Origin of the sequence: Atlantibacter sp. (genome assembly GCF_032062175.1) — a bacterium.
In the GTDB taxonomy this organism is placed as follows: Bacteria; Pseudomonadota; Gammaproteobacteria; order Enterobacterales; family Enterobacteriaceae; genus Atlantibacter.
On sequence record NZ_DAMBQK010000008.1, the window covers coordinates 148,082 to 166,678 of the forward strand.

Here is an 18,597-nt window from a genome sequence, read left to right on the forward strand (position 1 = left end):
GTATGGCGCAAACCTGGACACTGGAAAACCCGCGCTGGCGGATGGCGGTAAGCTCTCAGGGCGCGGAAATGCGCCTGCTGACCGAGAAAACCGCCGCCAGGGAATGGCTCTGGACGCCAGATGACAAGACGTGGAAAAGCACCGCGCCGCTGTTATTTCCGGTGATTGGGCGGTTGATTCATGAGGGTCTGTGGGATGACATGAAATTTTACCCATTGCCCGCGCATGGTTTTCTGCGTCATCAGACGTTTTCCTTGCTACAGCATTCACCGACCACGTTGCGCCTTATCAGCCGGGCGACCGAGCAAACATTGAACGTCTGGCCGTTCTTGTTTTCGGTGCAGGTGGATTATCAACTGCTGGAAACGGGCGTGCGGATAACCTGGCGGGTGACCAATCAGGACGGCAAGCCGCTGTGCTTTGCGCTGGGCTACCATCCTGGCTTCGCCCTGCCAGTAGCGAATGAACCCGGCTGGCGCGTAACCTTTGACGATGCAGACGTCACCGGCCCGTTCTATACCCACAACCGGACATTAAGCCTGGCGCAGAACGCTGGCGTGGTGCGCGAATTTGCGCTCATGCCGGAGACGTTTTGTAACGGGGCCGTTTATTTCGCCGAATGCCAGGGAAGCCGGGTCAGCGTAGTGTCGCCTGAAGGCCGGACGGTGCTGCAATGCCGGTTAACTAACCAACCCTGGATTGCGCTATGGGGCGTACCGGGCGCGGATTTATTGTGTATCGAACCGCTGTCCGGCACCACTGACGCGCCGGACGCCTCCGGGCAACAGCGTGATAAGCGCGGAATGCAGTGGCTGGCGGCAGGGGCGGTTTACCAACAGCAACTGGATATTATTTTCCCGGCAGACGGGGCGCAGTGAGATGGCTAAAATACCTGGCAGTGAATCTTCCAGAGAGCCGTCTATGAGCATTAATAAAGAGAACGTCAGGGTTTATATCGCCAATATTCTGGCGAATCTGGCGGATAAAGATCGTTTGATCGCGGAATTCATCCTGAACAACGCCGGGCGTTTTGTGCAGTTGCCGGTCAAAAAACTGTCCCAGGAGATTGCGGTCAGCGAGGCCACTATCGTGCGGTTTTGCAAAAAAATCGGCTACGGCGGGCTGCTTAACCTGAAAGCGGAGCTTCAACGCGAGCTGCTCGAGGAGAGCGATCTGACGCTGCCCTCATCGCCGGATATTTTTGTCGGCGATTCGCGTAACGATGTGGCGCAAAAAATCGCCATGACTATCGAAACCACGGTGCAGGACACCATCGATCTGGTGGACATGAAAAAGCTCAAAAGCATTGTTGAGCGTTTTATCGCTGCCCGCCGCGTGATGTTTGTTGGTTTTGGCGCGTCCGGCCTGGCGGCGATGGAGGCGCGGGACAAAATGAACCGCATCGGTATTGATTCCGAAGCCTTTACCGACCGTTTCACCATGACCCTGAAGCTGGCAAACCTGAAACCCGACGACCTGGTGGTGGCGTTTTCGCACTCCGGCGAAACCCCGGAAGTGGTCAACGCATTTAAGCTGGCGCAGAAAGCCGGGGCGTTTCGCTTAGCCATTACCCATCGCACCGTTTCGCCGCTCAATGAACTGGCGGACGCTTTTTTGCTGACCTGCGGCGAAAGCGCGCGCTATCAGGGGGACTCCATCGGTACCCGCGTGTCGCAGCTGTTTATGATCGAATTCTTATGTACGGAGGTGACCCGGTACAATTTCAGGGATACCGATTCGCCCGGGTTATCGATTAAAGAAATATTGATAAAAGAACGGATTAAGCGTGAATCAACAGGATAAAACGCCTGCCCAGGCGAATGGAAAAGGGCAGTGGTGGTTGTCGGGGAAAACCCCGGATTACCGGTTTACATTAGCCAACGAACGCACTTTTCTGGCCTGGATCCGCACCGCGCTGGCGCTGCTGGCGGGGGCGGTGGGCATTGACCAGTTTTCCCCGCATCTCGGCTCGCCGGATTTACGCTTTGGCCTGGCGATGCTGCTGGTGGCTGGTGGCATTGCGTTAAGCGCCACGGCGTGGCGCAGATGGCGGCGCAATGAGCACGCCATGCGCCTTGAGCACGAACTGCCCTACACGCGTTTTCTGTTCCTGCTCACCGGATTCATGACTCTGGTGGCAATCCTGCTGGCGATCCTGCTCTGGCAGAACGCGCCATGATCGCCCGCGATCCGGGGTTACAGCCGGAACGCACCCGGCTTGCCTGGTCGCGTACCGCTTTCTCGCTGGCGTTGTTTGCGCTGCTCTGCTTTCGTGGCTGGTGCCGCGACGGCAATCTTTTCTATGGCGTTACCACGCTGATTTGCAGCGTAGCGGCGGCGGTTATCCTGTTTAACTTGCATCAACGCGCCGGAAAACAGTTGATTTCGTTGAGCCTGTGCGCCGCCGGAATAGTGCTGTTCTTAAATGCTTTGCGTCACGTGATGGCATAAAAAAGGCCTGCACATCGGCAGGCCTGTTTCACTACGTGGTGCGCTTACAGCGTAATCACGCCAATCAGCGCCACGACGGTGAGGATCGCCGCCAGTCCGTAGAACACCCACTTGCCGTTCGGCACATGAATTTTCAGATCGTGCATGGCGTGGTGGATACGGTGAAGCCCGCACCACAGCGGCAGAACAATCATCAAAAACAAAAATACCCGGCCAATAAAGCTTTGGGAAAATGCCAGTACGCGCTCATAGCCCAGCGCGTCGCCCGGATAGAGACCCAGCGGCAACATAATTCCCACCAGCAGTACGATCACCGGCGCAATAATCGCGCCCCACATACCGCCAGCGCCAAACAAGCCCCAGAAAACCGGCTCGTCGGAACGTTTTGGATTGGGATTAATCACAGGGCCTCCTTACCAGAACAATGCCACAAACAGAATCACCACGGTCACCACGAGGGTGACGCCCCAGAGCCCTTTGATAATCGGCTCTGCTCCCAGTTTTTCACCTTTAACGATGATGTTGGCCGCTTTCGGTGCCAACTCAAACCAGGTTTTGGTATGCAGTACGGCTGCCGCCAGGGTGATCAGGTTAAGGATCACCACAATCGGGTTTTGCAAAAAGCCAACAAAGCCCATCCAGCTTTCCGGGCCGCCTTTCAGCGCGAACAGGCCGTAAATCAGCACGATGCTGAACCATACGGTCGGCACCGCCGTTCCTTCGCGGATCATGTAGAAGCGATAAAAGCCGAGGTTGCGCCACCAGGTCGGACCCATCGTCCGTACATAAGGCTTACGTTTTGTTGTCATCATGCACTCCTTAGCGAGGTTTCAGGGTGGCGATTAGGAAGTCTTTCGAACTCTCCACCTTGCCCTGCTGAATGGCGGCTGCCGGATCGACATGTTTCGGGCACACTTCAGAACAGAAGCCCACAAACGTACAGGTCCAGACGCCATTCTGGCCGTTCAACTGCGCCATACGCTCTTTCTTGCCGTGGTCGCGGTTATCCAGGTTATAGCGGTGCGCCAGCGTAATCGCCGCCGGGCCGATAAACTCCGGGTTCAGGCCAAATTGCGGGCAGGCGGCATAGCACAGCCCGCAGTTGATGCAGCCGGAGAACTGATGGTATTTCGCCATCTGCGCCGGGGTCTGGTTGTTCGGGCCCTGGTCCGGGGTGCGCGGATTGCCGATGATGTAAGGCTTAATTGCTTCCAGGCTTTCGATAAAGTGGGTCATATCGACCACTAAATCACGCTCAATCGGGAAGTTCGCCAGCGCCTCGATTTTCATGCCTTTTTCGTAATCGCGCAGGAAGGTTTTACAGGCCAGCTTTGGCACTTTGTTAACCATCATCCCGCAGGAGCCGCAAATCGCCATACGGCAGGACCAGCGATAGCTTAGGTCCGGTGCCAGGTTGTCTTTGATGTAACCTAACGCATCCAGAAGCGAGGTTTGCTCGTCGTAAGGCACCTCATAGAATGTGCTGTGGGGCGCGTTATCCACTTCCGGGTTGTAACGCACCACCTCAACTTTCAGGTTCTTCATCTCAGCCATTCGCCGTCTCCTTCTTCTCGGCTGCTTCCGCTTCCGCACCGTACACACGTTTTGCTGGCGGCAGCGTAGTGATTTTCACGTCGCTGTATTCAAGACGCGTTGTGCCGCCGGCATCGCGGAAGGCGAGGGTGTGTTTCAGGAAGTTGACGTCATCACGCTCGGTGCACCCTTCATCCAGACGCTGATGCGCGCCGCGCGACTCTTTACGCGCCAGAGCGGAATGCGCCATACATTCGGCCACATTCAGGCCGTGGCCCAGTTCGATGGTGTAGAGTAAATCGGTGTTGAACACGCTGGAGGTGTCGGTGACACGCACGCGTTTAAAGCGTTCCTGAAGCTCGGCGAGTTTATCGACGGTTTTCTGCATCAGTTCCGGCGTACGGTAGATACCGCAGCCTTCTTCCATCGACAGACCCATTTCATCGCGGATCTTCGCCCAGTTTTCAGTGCCTTCCTGATTAACCAGCGCTTTCAGGCGTTGCTCGACGTCTGCCACCTGCGCGTTCAACGCGGCGTCGTTGGCTTCGCTCGCACCAGCCGCGCGCGCCATCGCCTGTTCGCCCGCCATGCGGCCAAACACCACCAGTTCCGCCAGCGAGTTGGAACCGAGACGGTTGGCGCCGTGCAGACCCACGGAAGAACATTCGCCCACGGCGAACAGCCCCTGAATGCGGGTTTCACACTGCTGGTTGGTTTCAATGCCGCCCATGGTGTAGTGCGCGGTCGGACGCACTGGAATCGGCTCTTTCACCGGATCGACGCCCACATAGGCCTTCGCCAGTTCGCAGATAAACGGTAAGCGCTCAAGCAGTTTCTTCTCGCCGAGGTGACGCAGATCCAGATAGACCACATCGCCGCGCGGCGTCGGGATAGTGCGGCCAGCGCGCCATTCGTGCCAGAATGCCTGCGAGACTTTATCGCGCGGGCCGAGTTCCATGTACTTGTTCTTCGGCTCGCCCAGCGGCGTTTCCGGCCCCATGCCGTAATCCTGCAAATAGCGGTAGCCGTCTTTGTTGACCAGGATACCGCCTTCACCACGGCAGCCTTCGGTCATCAGAATGCCGGAGCCCGGCAAGCCGGTCGGGTGATACTGAACGAATTCCATATCGCGTAGCGGTACGCCGTGGCTCAGCGCCATGCCCATACCGTCACCGGTGACGATCCCGCCGTTGGTGTTGTAGCGGTAAACGCGGCCAGCGCCGCCCGTCGCCATCACCACCGCGTTGGCGCGGATTTGCACCAGGGTGCCTTCCATCATGTTCATTGCTACCAGGCCGCGCGCGTGACCGTCGTCGACCAGAATGTCGAGTACGAAATGCTCGTCGAAGCGTTGGATTTGCGGGAACTGAAGGGAGGTCTGGAACAGGGTATGCAGCATGTGGAAGCCGGTTTTATCGGCGGCGAACCAGGTGCGTTCGATTTTCATCCCGCCAAAACGACGCACGTTCACGGTGCCGTCAGGACGGCGGCTCCACGGGCATCCCCATTGCTCAAGCTGTGTCATCTCTGTGGGACAGTGATGCACAAAATAGTCCACCACATCCTGCTCACACAGCCAGTCGCCACCCGCCACGGTATCGTGGAAATGGTAATCAAAGCTGTCGTGATCTTGCGCGACCGCTGCGGAACCGCCTTCGGCGGCAACGGTGTGGCTACGCATGGGGTAGACTTTAGAAATCAGTGCGATTTTGGCGTGTGGATTAGCTTGTGCTGCGGCAATGGCCGCTCGCAATCCAGCTCCGCCAGCGCCAATGACGGCGAGATCGGCATAAAAGGTTTGCACGACATTCCTCCAGATTATTGTAATTTCGCAAGCGCTATGACCAAACCAGAACAGATGCAAGGCACGTTTGCGAAAGCGAATTCCCCTGCTCCTTATTGGGTAGGACAGTATAACGGGGTCAATCTTAAGGAAATTTGACGTGTTCGATTTTTTTGGCGGGTGCTCGTGGGCCTTTGTCACAATCATTGATGTCTGGCTCACGAAACCGAAGATTCATGATTCATTAACCGTAAAAATCAAAATTTGCTGCGCAAAAATTGTCTCCTCTGCACGATGCGGGTAGACTTCGTGCCCTTATCTGAAGTCGGAGAATAAATTATGAGCGATACGGCCTCCTGGCAGCCGAGCGCATCCATCCCCAATCTGTTAAAACGCGCAGCGCTGATGGCGGAGATTCGTCGCTTTTTTGCCGATCGCGGCGTGCTGGAGGTGGAAACCCCCTGCATGAGCCAGGCGACGGTTACGGATATTCATCTGGTCCCGTTTGAAACCCGTTTTGTTGGCCCCGGCCATTCGGCAGGCATCAACCTCTATTTGATGACCAGCCCGGAATACCATATGAAGCGCCTGCTGGCGGCGGGTTGTGGCCCGGTATACCAGCTATGCCGCAGTTTCCGCAATGAAGAGATGGGGCGTCATCACAATCCGGAATTTACCATGCTGGAGTGGTACCGTCCGCACTACGACATGTACCGTCTGATGAATGAAGTCGACGATTTGCTGCAACAGGTGCTGGAAACCAGCCCGGCGGAAACGATCTCTTATCAGCAGGCGTTCCAGCGCTATCTGGAAATCGACCCGCTGTCCGCAGACAAAACCCAACTGCGTGAAGTGGCGGCCAGACTGGATCTGAGCAATATCGCCGATACCGAAGAAGACAGGGATACGCTACTGCAATTGCTGTTTGCTATGGGCGTAGAACCGTACATCGGCAAAGACCGTCCGACTTTCGTTTACCACTTCCCGGCCAGCCAGGCATCGTTAGCGCAGATCAGCACGGAAGACCACCGTGTAGCAGAGCGTTTCGAGGTTTATTTCAAAGGCATCGAACTGGCGAACGGCTTCCACGAACTGACCGACGCGCGCGAGCAGCAGCAGCGCTTCGAGCAGGACAACCGTAAACGCGCCGCGCGCGGGTTGCCGCAGCAGCCGGTAGACACGAATTTGCTGGATGCGTTAAAAGCGGGCCTCCCGGACTGTTCCGGCGTGGCGTTAGGCGTGGATCGCCTGATTATGTTGGCGCTGGGCGCGGAGCGGCTTTCTGACGTGCTGGCGTTTAGCGTGGATCGTGCGTGATAAACCCCTCACCCGAACAGCGGTGAGGGGCCCTTCGATATTACAAACTTCCTGCCGGGCGCGAACTTTTCCCCGTCGACGTTAACGTCCGTGCGGTACGCCTGCCATCCAGGCTTTCCAGACGCATCTGGAACGGCGGGAACGGCAGGTCGATACCGTGTTCACGGAAGCCGTGCAGGATCAGCTGATGGATCTCATGGCGCAACGGCATCCGGTGGCCCATTTCAGCGGCGTAAATACGCAGCTCAAACAGTTGCAGGCCCTGCTGTAAATCCACCAGGAACACTTCCGGGGCCGGGTTATCGATCACCAGCGAACAGCGTTTCGCGGCGGTATACAGGATTTGCGTCACTTCTTCGCTATCGGCATCGCCCGGCGCTGGCACGGTGAGCACCACGCGCGTTACCGAGTCGGACAGCGACCAGTTGATAAACTGCTCGGTGATAAACGCCTTATTCGGCACGATAATCTCTTTGCGGTCCCAGTCACTGATGGTCGTGGCGCGGGTGTTAATACGCGTCACGCTGCCGGTCAAATCGCGAATGGTCACGGTATCGCCGATGCGGATCGGTTTCTCGAACAGGATAATCAGGCCGGAAATAAAGTTGGCGAAGATTTCCTGTAAACCAAAACCGAGTCCGACACCGAGCGCCGCGACCAGCCATTGCAGTTTCGACCATTCAATTCCGATCATCGAGAACCCGGTCAGGCCGCCAATCAGCATCAACAGATATTTGGTGATGGTGGTGATGGCGTAACCGGTGCCCGGCGTCAAATCCAGATGCTGCAACAGCGCCAGTTCCAGCAGAGCCGGTAAGTTACGCACCAACTGGGTGGTAATGATAAATACCAGAATGGCGATCAGCACAGCGCCGAGCGTAATCGGTTCAATACTTTCCACGCCCTGCACCGTTGAGGTGACATCCCACAGGGAAATGTTCTCCAGGAAGCCGAACGCCGAATGGATTTCCGACCACAGCACAATCACCGACAGCAGGGCGATCAGCATCAGTATCGAGCGCACCAGCCGTAGCGACTGGGCGCTGATGGTATCGAGATCCACTTCCGGTTCTTCGACAATTTCACTGCTGCCTTCCGTGCTGTGGTTATGGGCCGGCTCCTCTTCGCCGCGCGCACGCTGGGCAAGAATTTCCGCACGGCGGTGTTTGGCGCGGTCGAACGCCAGACGGCGGCGCTGAATAAACATCCAGCGGCGGATCACGTGATACACCACCAGCAGCAGGAACCAGATAGCGACCGAGGTTTCGAGGCGCGCCAGCAGCGCCTGGGCGGTGGCCAGATACCCGACGGCGGAGGCCAGAATGGCCATCAGCGGCGCGCTGAGCATCAGGTTCCACAGCATCCGGTTTACCATGTTTTCACCGCTGCCTTCTTTATCGAGCCACAGCGGAATTCCGGCGCGTTTCAGGCTTAGCGTGACGATCGCCAGCGCGCCGCAAATCAGGATAAAGCACAGGCGGCCCAGCGAGCCGGAGAACTCCCGGTCGTTGAGATTATCGAACATGATCAGCGCCATAATCAGCGGCACCACAAAACCGATGGTCATCAAGTAATAGCGCATCGCCCGCGCTACCTGGCGGCGCGGCCAGCCGAAGTGGGCGATAAACAGCCCGTTCGGGCGGGCGAAGGTGGCGCAAATCATCACGACCCACAACAACGGCACAGTGGCCGTGACGCCATCGCCAATCGCCACGGCGATGGGGTAGGGCCAGGCCTCGCGCAGCCCGTAGCCGAGCGTGGCCCACAGCACCGGCAACGGCGAGGCCACCAGTATCGACCAGAACAGCGTGCGCAGCGTCAGCCTGAAGTGATCCTGGGTGACTTTACCGATACGGGCGCTGGAGCGCTCAAGGAACGCCGTGAAATGCCGCCGTGAACTGAGGCTAAAACCCACCAGGATCAACGCGCCGAACAGCGGTAGCAGCGTCTCTTTGCTGGTGAGCATCATCAGCGTGGCGTTCCCCATCTGGCTGGCGGTGTCGAGCGACACCAGGCGGCGTAAATCCTGCACAATTTCAAGCGGCCAGGCGATGGTCATCGGGCTGACGTCCGCCGTCCAGAACAGGTAGCGGTGAGTCGCTTCGTTAACCTCTTTTAACGCATCTTCCAGTTGGCTGTTGGCGACTTTCAGCTTGGTCAATTCCAGAATCAGCGTATCGCCGCCCTGCAACAGCGAATTAAGCAGCTCGCGCTGGGTACGCAACTGCGCTTCCAGAATGCGGTTTTGCTCTGCCGTGAGCGGCGCGCCGTCGGCCTGGCGAAGCTGGCGCAGCTGCGGCTGCTTGTTAAGCAAATCCTCATAGCGCATACGGTGGACGCGTAGCTGCGCCATTTCGGTGTCCAGTTGCTGCGGCTTGGGCATTTCCGGCAGGCGGGCAACTTGCGCGCGCAACGCTTCGCCGAGCATATTCGACACGCCCAGCCACTGAGACTGCTCGCGCAGGGTATTCAGCGCCTGGCGTACCTGGAGCGTCTGGCCCGATGCCTGGCGCTGCTGCGAGGCCACCAGATCCATGCGCTGCGCCTGCTGGTTCAGCGCCTGAGACAGTTCGCGGTTGATTTTGAACTGCTCTTCGATAGACGGTGGCAGGCCCGCGCTGTTTTCTGCGAGCAGCTCGGTGCTTTCCAGCGCGCGTTCCGCCTCTTTCTGGCGCTGGCTGTTTAGCTGATTGCGCAGGGCCTGCAAATAACCATCGAGCTGCTGGCTCTGCTTTTGCGCCAGCTCGCTACGCATCCGCGAAAGTTCCTGGCGGTTGCTGGCGGAAAGCTGCGCCAGTTCCAGTTCATCCACCACCGCCTTAAGACGAGCGGATTCCGCCTGGGCATTAAGTTGCTGGGCCTGAGTTAACGCGTTGCTTGCGCCGTTTTGCGCGCCCGCCCGCCGTTCCACTTCATTCAACTGACGGCGCGCATCGGTTTGCTGTTGTGGGAGCTGGCTGAGCGAGTCGGCGATATCTCGGGTGCGCTCCTGCTCCTGCTGGGCCAGACGGCTTTTTTCCAGCAGTTGGCTACTGACTTGCAGAATTTCCTGGCTCAGGGCGTCGGAGGTGAGGCCTTCAGGGACTTTTTGCGGCTCTTCGCGCAGGTTATTCAACTGCTGGCGCAGGGTCTCGGAAAGCTTAGGATAGTTATCAATGACTTGTTGATACTGCGTTGCACGCTCCAGCGAGGCTTTGCGCTCTTCGAGGGCGTTCAACGCGGCCTGGAGGGCCTCCACGGTTTCCGCCTGGTTAGGCAGGTTTTTCGCCGCTTTGGCTTGCTCCAGCTCCTGGGAGATTTGTTTTGCGTCGGGGGCCGCCGCAGCGTACGCCCCCATGCTGAGGCACCAGGCCATCAGGATCGTGATAATCAGGCGCACGTCAGTCTACCTTTACGTAAAAATTAGCCCTGGTCTTTCGGGGAGCCGTCAACCAGCGGGCTGGCTGCCAGTTCGGCGTTGATTTCTTCATCCGACAGCGGTGCAGGCGTGGTGTCCGGCGTCCCGAAGGTTTCAGTGGAAATCGCCAGCGCTTCGCCAAGGCGGGTCACCGACAGGCTTTGCAGGCCATCCACCAGATTCACTTTACCCGGCGCGAACAGGTTAATCACCGTCGAGCCCAGCTTGAAGCGGCCCATTTCCTGGCCTTTCAACAGCGCGACGGCGTCTTCACTCTCGCCAGCCGGCCACGTCCAGCGCTTGATTACGCCTTCACGCGGCGGGGTCACCGTGCCGGACCACACCGTTTCGATGCTGCCGACAATGGTTGCGCCCACCAGAATCTGGGCCATCGGGCCAAATTCGGTATCGAACAGGCAAATAACGCGCTCGTTACGGGCAAACAGGTTCGGTACGTTCTGGGCAGTTAAGTGGTTAACCGAGAACAAATCCCCCGGCACGTAGATCATCTCACGCAGGATACCGTTGCACGGCATATGCACGCGGTGATAATCACGCGGCGACAGGTAGGTAGTGGCAAACGTCCCGTTGCGGAATTTGTCCGCCATCAGATAGTTGCCCGCCAGCAGTGCTTCCAGGCTGTAGTTGTGGCCTTTGGCCTGCAGGATTTTGTCTTCCTCGATACGGCCCAACTGGCTGATTACGCCATCCGCAGGCATCACCAGCACATTCGGATCGGTATTCACCGGGCGAACGTCATCACGCAGTGCGCGAACAAAGAAATCGTTAAAGGTGCGATAGCTGGCGGTATCCGGCTTCTGCGCCTCGTTCATGTTGACCTTGTAGGCTTTAACGAACAGGTCAATCACCAGTTTGGTCAGCCAGCCAGCACGTTTACTTGCGCCCCAGCCCGCCAGGCGAGTAAGCCACAGTTTCGGGAGAATGTATTGAAGCGAAAGCTTAAAGTTGTTTAACAAGATAGCCTCCAGGCTAATGTTATTTTGTCGTTCCTGGCCTGGTCTTCAAAAACCAGGCAACACCCAAAGGGGGGCGATTCTAGCGATGCCAGGGTTAAATGTCAGTCATCAGATTCAGAAAAGCTTTTACGCGTTTTTACCTGGCTCATGCTTTCCAGGATGCGGTGATAATTATCGAAACGGCTTTCCGCAATTTTACCCTGCTCGACCGCTTCACGAATGGCGCAGCCAGGGTCGGCGTCATGCTTGCAGTCGCGGTATTTGCAGTGGCCCAGATAGTCGTGAAATTCGACAAAGCCCTGGGTGATTTGTTCCGGTTCGAGATGCCACAAACCAAATTCACGTACCCCAGGAGAGTCAATCACATCGCCGCCGTGCGGGAAGTGATACAGCCGTGCGGCGGTGGTGGTATGTTGCCCCAGGCCTGACACGTCCGAGACGTCGTTGGTGAGAATACTGTCATCGGTCAGCCCCAGCAGGGCGTTCAGCAGGCTCGATTTCCCAACGCCTGATTGCCCGGCAAAGATACTGATCCGGTCGGTGAGGGCGGTTTGCAGTTCGTGTAAGCCGTTTTGCTGATGGCTGGAGACCATCAGGACGCGATAACCGATCCCGCGATAGATATCCATTTGCTCATTAACAAACGCCATCCCTTCATCATCCAGCAGATCGATCTTGTTCAGTACGATCAGCGGCTCGACGTTCAGGGTTTCGCAGGCCACCAGATAGCGGTCGATGATATTGAGCGACAGCTCCGGGAGGATCGCAGAAACAATCACGATCTGATCGATATTGGCGGCGATGGGTTTTACGCCATCGTAAAAATCAGGGCGGGTCAGCACCGAGGTCCGCTCATGTACCGCTTCAACAATGCCTTTCACCGCCATGCCTTCCGCGGCAGTTTTGCCAGGGCGCCAGACAACGCGGTCGCCGGTGACCAGCGAACGGATCGTGCGGCGAATGTTACAGCGGTGCACCGAACCGTCTGCTGCCTCGACATCGGCATGCATACCAAAACGGCTGATCACCATGCCTTCGCCCGGCTCGCCAAACAGGTTGTCGTCGTAATCCACCTTCTCCGTCGTCGTTAACCGACGCTGGTGGTTCGCTTTCACACGGCGCTGTTGCCCTTTGGAGAGTTTATTTTTGCTCAATCGTGCTGGCTCCTGGTCGCCCGGAATGGGCAAAACCTCTATGATACACCCAATTTTATACCCAAAATAATTCGAATTGCAGGAAGGCGGCGACGCAGTGAATCCCCTGGAGCTTACAGTAGTAAGTGACTGGGGTGAGCGAGAAAGCCAACGCACCTGCAATTTGAAGTATGACGGGTATATATGAATTAACCGATCGTCACCGTGGGTGACGCCAGAAGGGTGGAAAATAGCATGAGTGGAAATGAAAATAATCTGATTTGGATCGATCTGGAGATGACGGGCCTTGATCCAGAGCGCGACCGCATTATCGAAATCGCCACTCTGGTTACCGATGCGAATCTGAATATCCTGGCGGAAGGCCCGGTTATCGCGGTACATCAGTCGGATGAACAGCTGGCGCTGATGGATGACTGGAACGTGCGTACCCATACCGGCAGTGGCCTGGTGGATCGCGTGAAGGCCAGTACCCTGGACGACCGCGCGGCGGAACTGGCGACCATCGAATTCCTGAAACAGTGGGTGCCCGCCAATACGTCACCCATCTGCGGTAACAGCATCGGCCAGGATCGCCGCTTCCTGTTTAAATACATGCCGGAACTGGAAGCGTATTTCCACTATCGCTATCTGGATGTCAGCACGCTGAAAGAGCTGGCGCGCCGCTGGAAGCCGGAAATTTTAGTTGGCCTGAAAAAAGAAGGGTCGCACCAGGCGCTGGATGATATCCGCGAGTCGGTGGCGGAACTGGCGTACTACCGCGAGCATTTTATTAAGCTTTGATAACATCAACTTCAGGCCGCTTTCGCGGCCTGAATATTTTTTACTTCAGCGCCAGCGTGCCGAATGCGTTTTGCCAGTCCTGCTCAAATTTCGCTATCGCCGCCGTGACCGCAGGCGCATTGATAAACTGCTCCGCCACATCCAGCGGCAGGGTGATGGCTTCACAGCCCGCCAGCAGGCAGTCCAGCGCCTGGCGCGGCGTTTTAAAGCTCGCCGCCAGCACTTTTGAGCCTGGTGCATGCAGCGTCAGCAATTGCTGGAGTTCGCTGACGGTTTTAATACCGTCACCGCCCTGCGCGTCAACACGATTCACATACGGCGCAACATATTCCGCACCCGCCAGCGCGCTCAACAAGCCTTGTGCGGCACCGTACACCGCTGTGCCCAGCGTGGGAACGCCTTTGGTTTTCAGGATCTTGATTGCCGCCAGGCCTTCCGGCGTCACCGGCACTTTCACCACCAGATCGGGAATGATCTCGCGCAGCGCCAGCGCTTCGTCGACCATTTTTTCCGCCTGGGCGGCCATCACCTGTGCGAACAGACGGCCTTTACCGCCCAGCGCATCCTGCAATTCCGGTAGCACCACGCTAACGGGCTTTTTACCGCTGGCGACAATGCTGGGATTAGTGGTAACGCCCGCTAAAGGGAAAATGCGCGCCAGCCGGGCAACCGCCGCAACGTCGGCGGTATCAAGATAAAGTTCCATCGTGTCGTCCTCAAAATGTGAAATGCAGCAACTTAGCGCAGTATATCTCCGCGCCCTGCAAATCAGTTGATCGAAATCAATGTTACTTTCTTTCGAAAGTCATTTAATTTTCATACGCAACATAAATGGTGAATTTTATGATTTTCAATATCCAGCGCTACTCTACCCATGACGGCCCCGGTATTCGTACCGTGGTGTTTCTTAAAGGGTGTTCCCTCGGGTGCCGCTGGTGCCAGAACCCGGAAAGCCGCTCGCGTGAACGCGACGTGTTATTTGATCCGCGCCTGTGCCTTGAAGGCTGCGATCTCTGCCAACAGGCGCTGCCGGGCATCATTCAACGTAGCCTGACCGGGTTGATTATTCACCGTGAAAAGCTTGAATCTGCGCATCTCGACTGTTTGCAGGAGTGCTGTCCTTCTCAGGCGCTGACGGTCTGCGGTGAACAGAAAAGCGTTGAGCAGATTATGGCGACGGTGCTGCGCGATAAACCGTTTTACGACCGCAGCGGCGGCGGGCTGACCCTGTCGGGCGGCGAGCCCTTTATGAACCCGGAAATGGCGCTGGCGCTGTTGAAAGCCAGCCATGAGCAGGGCATTCATACTGCGGTAGAAACCTGCCTGCATGTGCCCTGGCACTATGTCGAGCCCTCGCTCCCGTATACCGACCTGTTTCTCGCCGATCTTAAGCACGTCGACGACATTGCGTTTAAAAAATGGACCGACGGCTCCGCCCGGCGAGTGATGAAGAATCTGGAAAACGTGGCGGCGGCCGGGAAACCGATGATTATCCGCGTCCCGCTGATCCCAGGCTTCAATGCCGACGAAGCGTCAATCCAGGCGATCACCGACTTCGCCGCTGAAAAACTCAACGTCAAAGAGATTCATTTTTTGCCCTATCACACCCTGGGCATCAACAAATATCACCTTTTAGACCAACCCTACCTGGCGCCGGATAAACCGCTTGATGCGCCAGAATTGCTTGATTTTGCCCAGTCCTGCGCCCGTGAGAAGGGCCTGACGGCTACCTTGAGAGGATAATGTCATGACCACCCTGAAACTGGATGTGCTGAGCGACCGTATTAAGGCGCACAAAAACGCCCTGGTGCATATTGTTAAGCCGCCGGTCTGTACCGAGCGCGCCCAGCATTACACTGCGGTTTACCAACAGAATATGGATAAGCCGATTCCGGTTCGCCGCGCGCTGGCGTTGGCCCATCATCTGGCGGAGCGCACCATCTGGATCAAACACGACGAGCTGATTGTCGGCAACCAGGCGAGCGAAGTGCGCGCCGCGCCGATTTTCCCGGAATATACCGTGTCGTGGATCGAAAAAGAGATCGACGATCTGGCCGATCGTCCCGGTGCCGGGTTTGCGGTGAGCGAAGAAAACAAACGGGTTCTGCATGAAATTTGCCCGTGGTGGCGCGGTCAAACGGTGCAGGATCGCTGTTACGGCATGTTTACCAGCGAGCAAAAAGCGCTGCTGGATACCGGCATCATCAAAGCTGAAGGCAATATGACCTCCGGCGATGCGCATCTGGCGGTAAATTTCCCGTTATTGCTGGAGTTGGGCATGGACGGGATGCGCGCAAAAGTGGCCGAGCGCCGCTCGCGCATCAACCTGACCGTGCTGGAAGATTTGCATGGCGAACAGTTCCTGAAAGCCATTGATATTACGCTTGAAGCGGTAAGCCACCATATTTTGCGTTTTGCCGCGCTGGCACAGCAAATGGCGCAGCAGGAAACCCGCGAAACCCGTAAAAACGAGCTGCTCGCCATGGCTGAAAACTGCGAAGTCATCGCCCATGAACCGCCGAAAACCTTCTGGCAGGCGCTACAGCTATGTTACTTCATCCAACTGATTTTGCAGATCGAGTCCAACGGCCATTCAGTGTCGTTTGGCCGGATGGACCAGTATCTCTACCCGTGGTATCGCCGCGACGTGGAGCTGGAGCAGTCGTTAACCCGCGAACAGGCCATCGAAATGCTGCACAGCTGCTGGCTGAAGCTGCTGGAAGTGAACAAAATCCGCTCCGGCTCGCACTCCAAAGCGTCTGCGGGCAGCCCGTTGTACCAGAACGTCACCATCGGCGGCCAGAATCTGGTTAACGGCGTGGCGACAGACGCGGTGAACCCGCTCTCCTACGCCATCCTGGAATCCTGTGGGCGCCTGCGTTCCACCCAACCGAACCTCAGCGTGCGCTATCACGCCGGCATCAGTGACGATTTCCTGGATGCCTGCGTGCAGGTGATTCGCTGCGGCTTCGGTATGCCGGCGTTTAACAACGATGAAATCGTGATCCCGGAATTCATCAAGCTCGGCGTGGAGCCTGAAGACGCTTACCAGTATGCCGCGATTGGCTGCATCGAAACCGCCGTGGGCGGTAAATGGGGCTACCGCTGCACCGGCATGAGTTTTATCAACTTTGCGCGCGTAATGCTGGCGGCGCTGGAAGGGGGCAAAGACGCCACCAGCGGCAAAGTCTTCCTGCCGCAGGAGCTGGCGCTGTCGAAAGGCAATTTCAGCAAATTCGACGAAGTGATGGCGGCATGGGATAGCCAGATCCGCTACTACACCCGTAAATCCATCGAAATTGAGTACGTGGTGGATACCATGCTGGAGGAGAATGTTCACGATATTCTGTGCTCGGCGCTGGTGGATGACTGCATTGAGCGGGCAAAGAGCATCAAGCAGGGCGGTGCAAAATACGACTGGGTATCCGGTTTGCAGGTCGGGATCGCGAACCTGGGCAACAGCCTGGCGGCGGTGAAAAAACTGGTGTTCGAACAGGGCGCTATCGGTCAGCAGCAACTGGCTCAGGCTCTGGCGGAAGACTTCGACGGGTTGACCCACGAGCAATTGCGCCAGCGTTTGATCAACAACGCGCCGAAATACGGCAACGATGACGACAGCGTGGACGAACTGCTGGCGCGGGCTTACCAGACCTATATCGACGAAATTAAGCAGTACCACAACCCACGCTACGGCAGGGGACCGATTGGCGGTAACTACTACGCGGGCACCTCGTCCATTTCCGCTAACGTACCTTTCGGCGCGGCGACAATGGCGACGCCGGATGGCCGTAAAGCCAAAACGCCGCTGGCGGAAGGGGCCAGCCCGGCTTCCGGGACCGATCACCTGGGGCCAACGGCGGTGATCAGTTCTGTGGGCAAATTGCCTACCGGATCGATTCTCGGCGGGGTATTGCTCAATCAGAAACTGAATCCGGCCACGCTGGAAAACACCAGTGACCGTATCAAGCTGATGATGATGCTGAGAACCTTCTTTGAAGTGCATAAGGGCTGGCATATTCAGTACAACATCGTGTCGCGGGAAACGCTGCTGGAAGCGAAGAAACATCCTGACCAGTATCGTGACCTGGTGGTGCGCGTCGCGGGTTATTCCGCGTTCTTTACCGCGCTGTCGCCGGATGCCCAGGACGATATCATCGCCCGTACCGAACACACCCTCTAATCCATCTCGCGCAGCGGCGTTGCCGCTGCGCTTCCTGACTTTCTGAGCCTATGAACGATCGACAACAGCGTATCCTGCAATATGTGACAGACAATAAACGCGTACCGGTTGTTAAACTGGCGGATGTGACAGGCGTTTCGGTCGTGACCGTCCGCCACGATCTTAATTATCTGGAGCAGGGCGCGTATTTAAAACGCGAGCATGGTTTCGCCGTCGTCACGGATAACGACAGCGTGGATTCGCGGATGCTGAGTAATTTCCCGGCCAAAAAAGCGCTGGCGGAGTATGCCGCCTCGCTGATAGCCGATGGGGAAACGGTATTTATCGAAAACGGCAGCACTAACGCTATTCTGGCGCGTGTACTGGCGAAAGAGCGCCAGGTCACGGTCATCACCGCCAGCGTGCATATCGCCAATTTGCTGCGTGAGAGCCGTTGCGAGGTGATTCTGTTGGGCGGCGTGCTGCAAAAGCGCAGCGAAAGCATGGTAGGGCCGTTAGCGCGTCTGACGTTAGCGCATCTGCACTTCGCGAAGGCGTTTATCGGTATTGACGGTTTTCATCCTGATACCGGGTTTACCGGGCGCGATATGCTGCGGGCGGACATCGTGGGCACGGCGCTGCGTAAGTGCGCCAATAACTATGTGCTGACCGACAGCTCCAAGTTCGGTGAGATCCATCCCCATTCGCTGGGCCCGGTATCGCTGGTACATGAGGTGATTACGGATAACCATTTACCGGCGATTTATCGCCAGCAGCTTGATACTGCCGGACTACGCTGTACGCTGATTACAGAAGACTAAAAAATTTTTAATAACCGTTTCGTAACAATGCTGTTTTTAATTTCGCCATCTTGTTGATAAAATCAGCATTCGGATAAAAATCACAAAAAAACGCTTTTAAAGTATTGCGACCGTGATGATTTCTCGTATAATGCGCCTCCCGTGACAGAGCAGAAATGCAGTTCACGTCGGGCGGGAATAGCTCAGTTGGTAGAGCACGACCTTGCCAAGGTCGGGGTCGCGAGT

Annotated in this window: 18 protein-coding genes; 9 read left to right on the forward strand and 9 right to left on the reverse strand. The window is 56.9% G+C overall.

Annotated features, from left to right (window positions below):
• Positions 1-2 precede the first annotated feature (2 nt).
• Genes RT120_RS10060 through RT120_RS10075 form a run of 4 tightly spaced genes read left to right on the forward strand, consistent with a single transcriptional unit; the run spans position 3 to position 2,451 of the window.
• A complete protein-coding gene (locus tag RT120_RS10060; RefSeq protein ID WP_312982270.1) occupies positions 3-878 on the forward strand; it encodes a hypothetical protein in 876 nt (291 codons plus the stop codon).
• Positions 879-921: 43 nt separating this feature from the next.
• Positions 922-1,803, forward strand: coding sequence for a MurR/RpiR family transcriptional regulator (locus RT120_RS10065; RefSeq protein ID WP_312982272.1), 882 nt, complete (start codon positions 922-924; stop codon positions 1,801-1,803).
• Complete coding sequence (locus tag RT120_RS10070) at positions 1,787-2,179, forward strand: DUF202 domain-containing protein (protein ID WP_312982273.1); 393 nt, start codon at positions 1,787-1,789, stop codon at positions 2,177-2,179. Before RT120_RS10065 ends, RT120_RS10070 begins: the two co-directional genes overlap by 17 nt.
• Entirely contained in the window at positions 2,176-2,451 is a 276-nt protein-coding gene (locus tag RT120_RS10075; protein ID WP_312982275.1) for a DUF202 domain-containing protein, read from the forward strand. The genes RT120_RS10070 and RT120_RS10075 overlap by 4 nt, the downstream gene beginning before the upstream one ends.
• 44 nt (positions 2,452-2,495) lie before the next feature.
• Here the strand turns inward: RT120_RS10075 and frdD are convergent, their stop codons facing one another.
• The 4 genes from frdD to frdA are packed head-to-tail and all read right to left on the reverse strand — an operon-like array spanning position 2,496 to position 5,788.
• Positions 2,496-2,855, reverse strand: a complete 360-nt coding sequence (gene frdD, locus RT120_RS10080; RefSeq protein WP_312982277.1) for a fumarate reductase subunit FrdD — start codon at positions 2,853-2,855, stop codon at positions 2,496-2,498.
• Positions 2,856-2,864: 9 nt separating this feature from the next.
• A complete protein-coding gene (gene frdC / locus RT120_RS10085; protein ID WP_312982315.1) occupies positions 2,865-3,260 on the reverse strand; it encodes a fumarate reductase subunit FrdC in 396 nt (131 codons plus the stop codon).
• A 10-nt stretch (positions 3,261-3,270) separates the two neighbouring features.
• Positions 3,271-4,005, reverse strand: a complete 735-nt coding sequence (locus tag RT120_RS10090; RefSeq protein WP_312982278.1) for a succinate dehydrogenase/fumarate reductase iron-sulfur subunit — start codon at positions 4,003-4,005, stop codon at positions 3,271-3,273.
• Positions 3,998-5,788, reverse strand: a complete 1,791-nt coding sequence (gene frdA, locus RT120_RS10095) for a fumarate reductase (quinol) flavoprotein subunit (RefSeq protein WP_312982279.1) — start codon at positions 5,786-5,788, stop codon at positions 3,998-4,000. The genes RT120_RS10090 and frdA overlap by 8 nt, the downstream gene beginning before the upstream one ends.
• A 318-nt stretch (positions 5,789-6,106) precedes the next feature.
• Between frdA and epmA the strand changes: the two genes are divergently transcribed.
• Positions 6,107-7,084: an elongation factor P--(R)-beta-lysine ligase gene (gene epmA, locus RT120_RS10100; protein ID WP_312982281.1), complete on the forward strand. Its 978-nt coding sequence runs from the start codon at positions 6,107-6,109 to the stop codon at positions 7,082-7,084.
• Between the two features lie 40 nt (positions 7,085-7,124).
• On the opposite strand, the gene mscM is transcribed toward epmA, so the two are convergent.
• From mscM to rsgA, 3 genes are all read right to left on the reverse strand, one after another.
• A complete protein-coding gene (mscM, locus tag RT120_RS10105; protein WP_312982284.1) occupies positions 7,125-10,463 on the reverse strand; it encodes a miniconductance mechanosensitive channel MscM in 3,339 nt (1,112 codons plus the stop codon).
• A gap of 23 nt (positions 10,464-10,486) precedes the next feature.
• The gene (asd, locus tag RT120_RS10110) at positions 10,487-11,458 is read right to left on the reverse strand and encodes an archaetidylserine decarboxylase (RefSeq protein ID WP_312982287.1); all 972 of its coding nucleotides are present in this window, start codon (positions 11,456-11,458) and stop codon (positions 10,487-10,489) included.
• 101 nt (positions 11,459-11,559) lie between these two features.
• Positions 11,560-12,612 (reverse strand): small ribosomal subunit biogenesis GTPase RsgA, encoded by a 1,053-nt coding sequence (rsgA, locus tag RT120_RS10115; protein ID WP_312982289.1) that lies wholly within the window; start codon positions 12,610-12,612, stop codon positions 11,560-11,562.
• 234 nt (positions 12,613-12,846) lie between these two features.
• Here rsgA and orn point away from each other — a divergent pair, with 234 nt between their 5' ends.
• The gene (orn, locus tag RT120_RS10120; protein WP_144131173.1) at positions 12,847-13,392 is read left to right on the forward strand and encodes an oligoribonuclease; all 546 of its coding nucleotides are present in this window, start codon (positions 12,847-12,849) and stop codon (positions 13,390-13,392) included.
• A 40-nt stretch (positions 13,393-13,432) separates the two neighbouring features.
• Here the strand turns inward: orn and fsa are convergent, their stop codons facing one another.
• Positions 13,433-14,098: a fructose-6-phosphate aldolase gene (gene fsa / locus RT120_RS10125; RefSeq protein WP_312982294.1), complete on the reverse strand. Its 666-nt coding sequence runs from the start codon at positions 14,096-14,098 to the stop codon at positions 13,433-13,435.
• Between the two features lie 137 nt (positions 14,099-14,235).
• On the opposite strand from fsa, the gene RT120_RS10130 reads away from it, so the two are divergent.
• From RT120_RS10130 to RT120_RS10140, 3 genes are read left to right on the forward strand one after another with little or no spacing between them, the layout of a single operon-like run.
• Positions 14,236-15,135, forward strand: coding sequence for a glycyl-radical enzyme activating protein (locus RT120_RS10130; RefSeq protein ID WP_312982296.1), 900 nt, complete (start codon positions 14,236-14,238; stop codon positions 15,133-15,135).
• Positions 15,136-15,139: 4 nt separating this feature from the next.
• Positions 15,140-17,572: a formate C-acetyltransferase/glycerol dehydratase family glycyl radical enzyme gene (locus tag RT120_RS10135; protein ID WP_312982298.1), complete on the forward strand. Its 2,433-nt coding sequence runs from the start codon at positions 15,140-15,142 to the stop codon at positions 17,570-17,572.
• A gap of 50 nt (positions 17,573-17,622) precedes the next feature.
• Positions 17,623-18,372, forward strand: a complete 750-nt coding sequence (locus RT120_RS10140; RefSeq protein WP_312982300.1) for a DNA-binding transcriptional regulator YciT — start codon at positions 17,623-17,625, stop codon at positions 18,370-18,372.
• A gap of 7 nt (positions 18,373-18,379) precedes the next feature.
• Here RT120_RS10140 and RT120_RS10145 read toward each other — a convergent pair.
• On the reverse strand, positions 18,380-18,597 hold a 218-nt coding region (locus RT120_RS10145; RefSeq protein WP_312982302.1), incomplete at its 5' end, for a hypothetical protein.

What these genes read in the sequence shown, in the direction of transcription:
- RT120_RS10065 (WP_312982272.1), top strand. Translation starts at nt 922, where the DNA reads ATGAGCATTAATAAAGAGAACGTCAGGGTTTATATCGCCAATATTCTG.
- RT120_RS10060 (WP_312982270.1), top strand. Translation starts at nt 3, where the DNA reads ATGGCGCAAACCTGGACACTGGAAAACCCGCGCTGGCGGATGGCGGTA.
- orn (WP_144131173.1), top strand. Translation starts at nt 12,847, where the DNA reads ATGAGTGGAAATGAAAATAATCTGATTTGGATCGATCTGGAGATGACG.
- RT120_RS10135 (WP_312982298.1), top strand. Translation starts at nt 15,140, where the DNA reads ATGACCACCCTGAAACTGGATGTGCTGAGCGACCGTATTAAGGCGCAC.
- epmA (WP_312982281.1), top strand. Translation starts at nt 6,107, where the DNA reads ATGAGCGATACGGCCTCCTGGCAGCCGAGCGCATCCATCCCCAATCTG.
- RT120_RS10075 (WP_312982275.1), top strand. Translation starts at nt 2,176, where the DNA reads ATGATCGCCCGCGATCCGGGGTTACAGCCGGAACGCACCCGGCTTGCC.
- fsa (WP_312982294.1), bottom strand. Translation starts at nt 14,098, where the DNA reads ATGGAACTTTATCTTGATACCGCCGACGTTGCGGCGGTTGCCCGGCTG.
- frdC (WP_312982315.1), bottom strand. Translation starts at nt 3,260, where the DNA reads ATGACAACAAAACGTAAGCCTTATGTACGGACGATGGGTCCGACCTGG.
- RT120_RS10130 (WP_312982296.1), top strand. Translation starts at nt 14,236, where the DNA reads ATGATTTTCAATATCCAGCGCTACTCTACCCATGACGGCCCCGGTATT.
- RT120_RS10140 (WP_312982300.1), top strand. Translation starts at nt 17,623, where the DNA reads ATGAACGATCGACAACAGCGTATCCTGCAATATGTGACAGACAATAAA.
- RT120_RS10090 (WP_312982278.1), bottom strand. Translation starts at nt 4,005, where the DNA reads ATGGCTGAGATGAAGAACCTGAAAGTTGAGGTGGTGCGTTACAACCCG.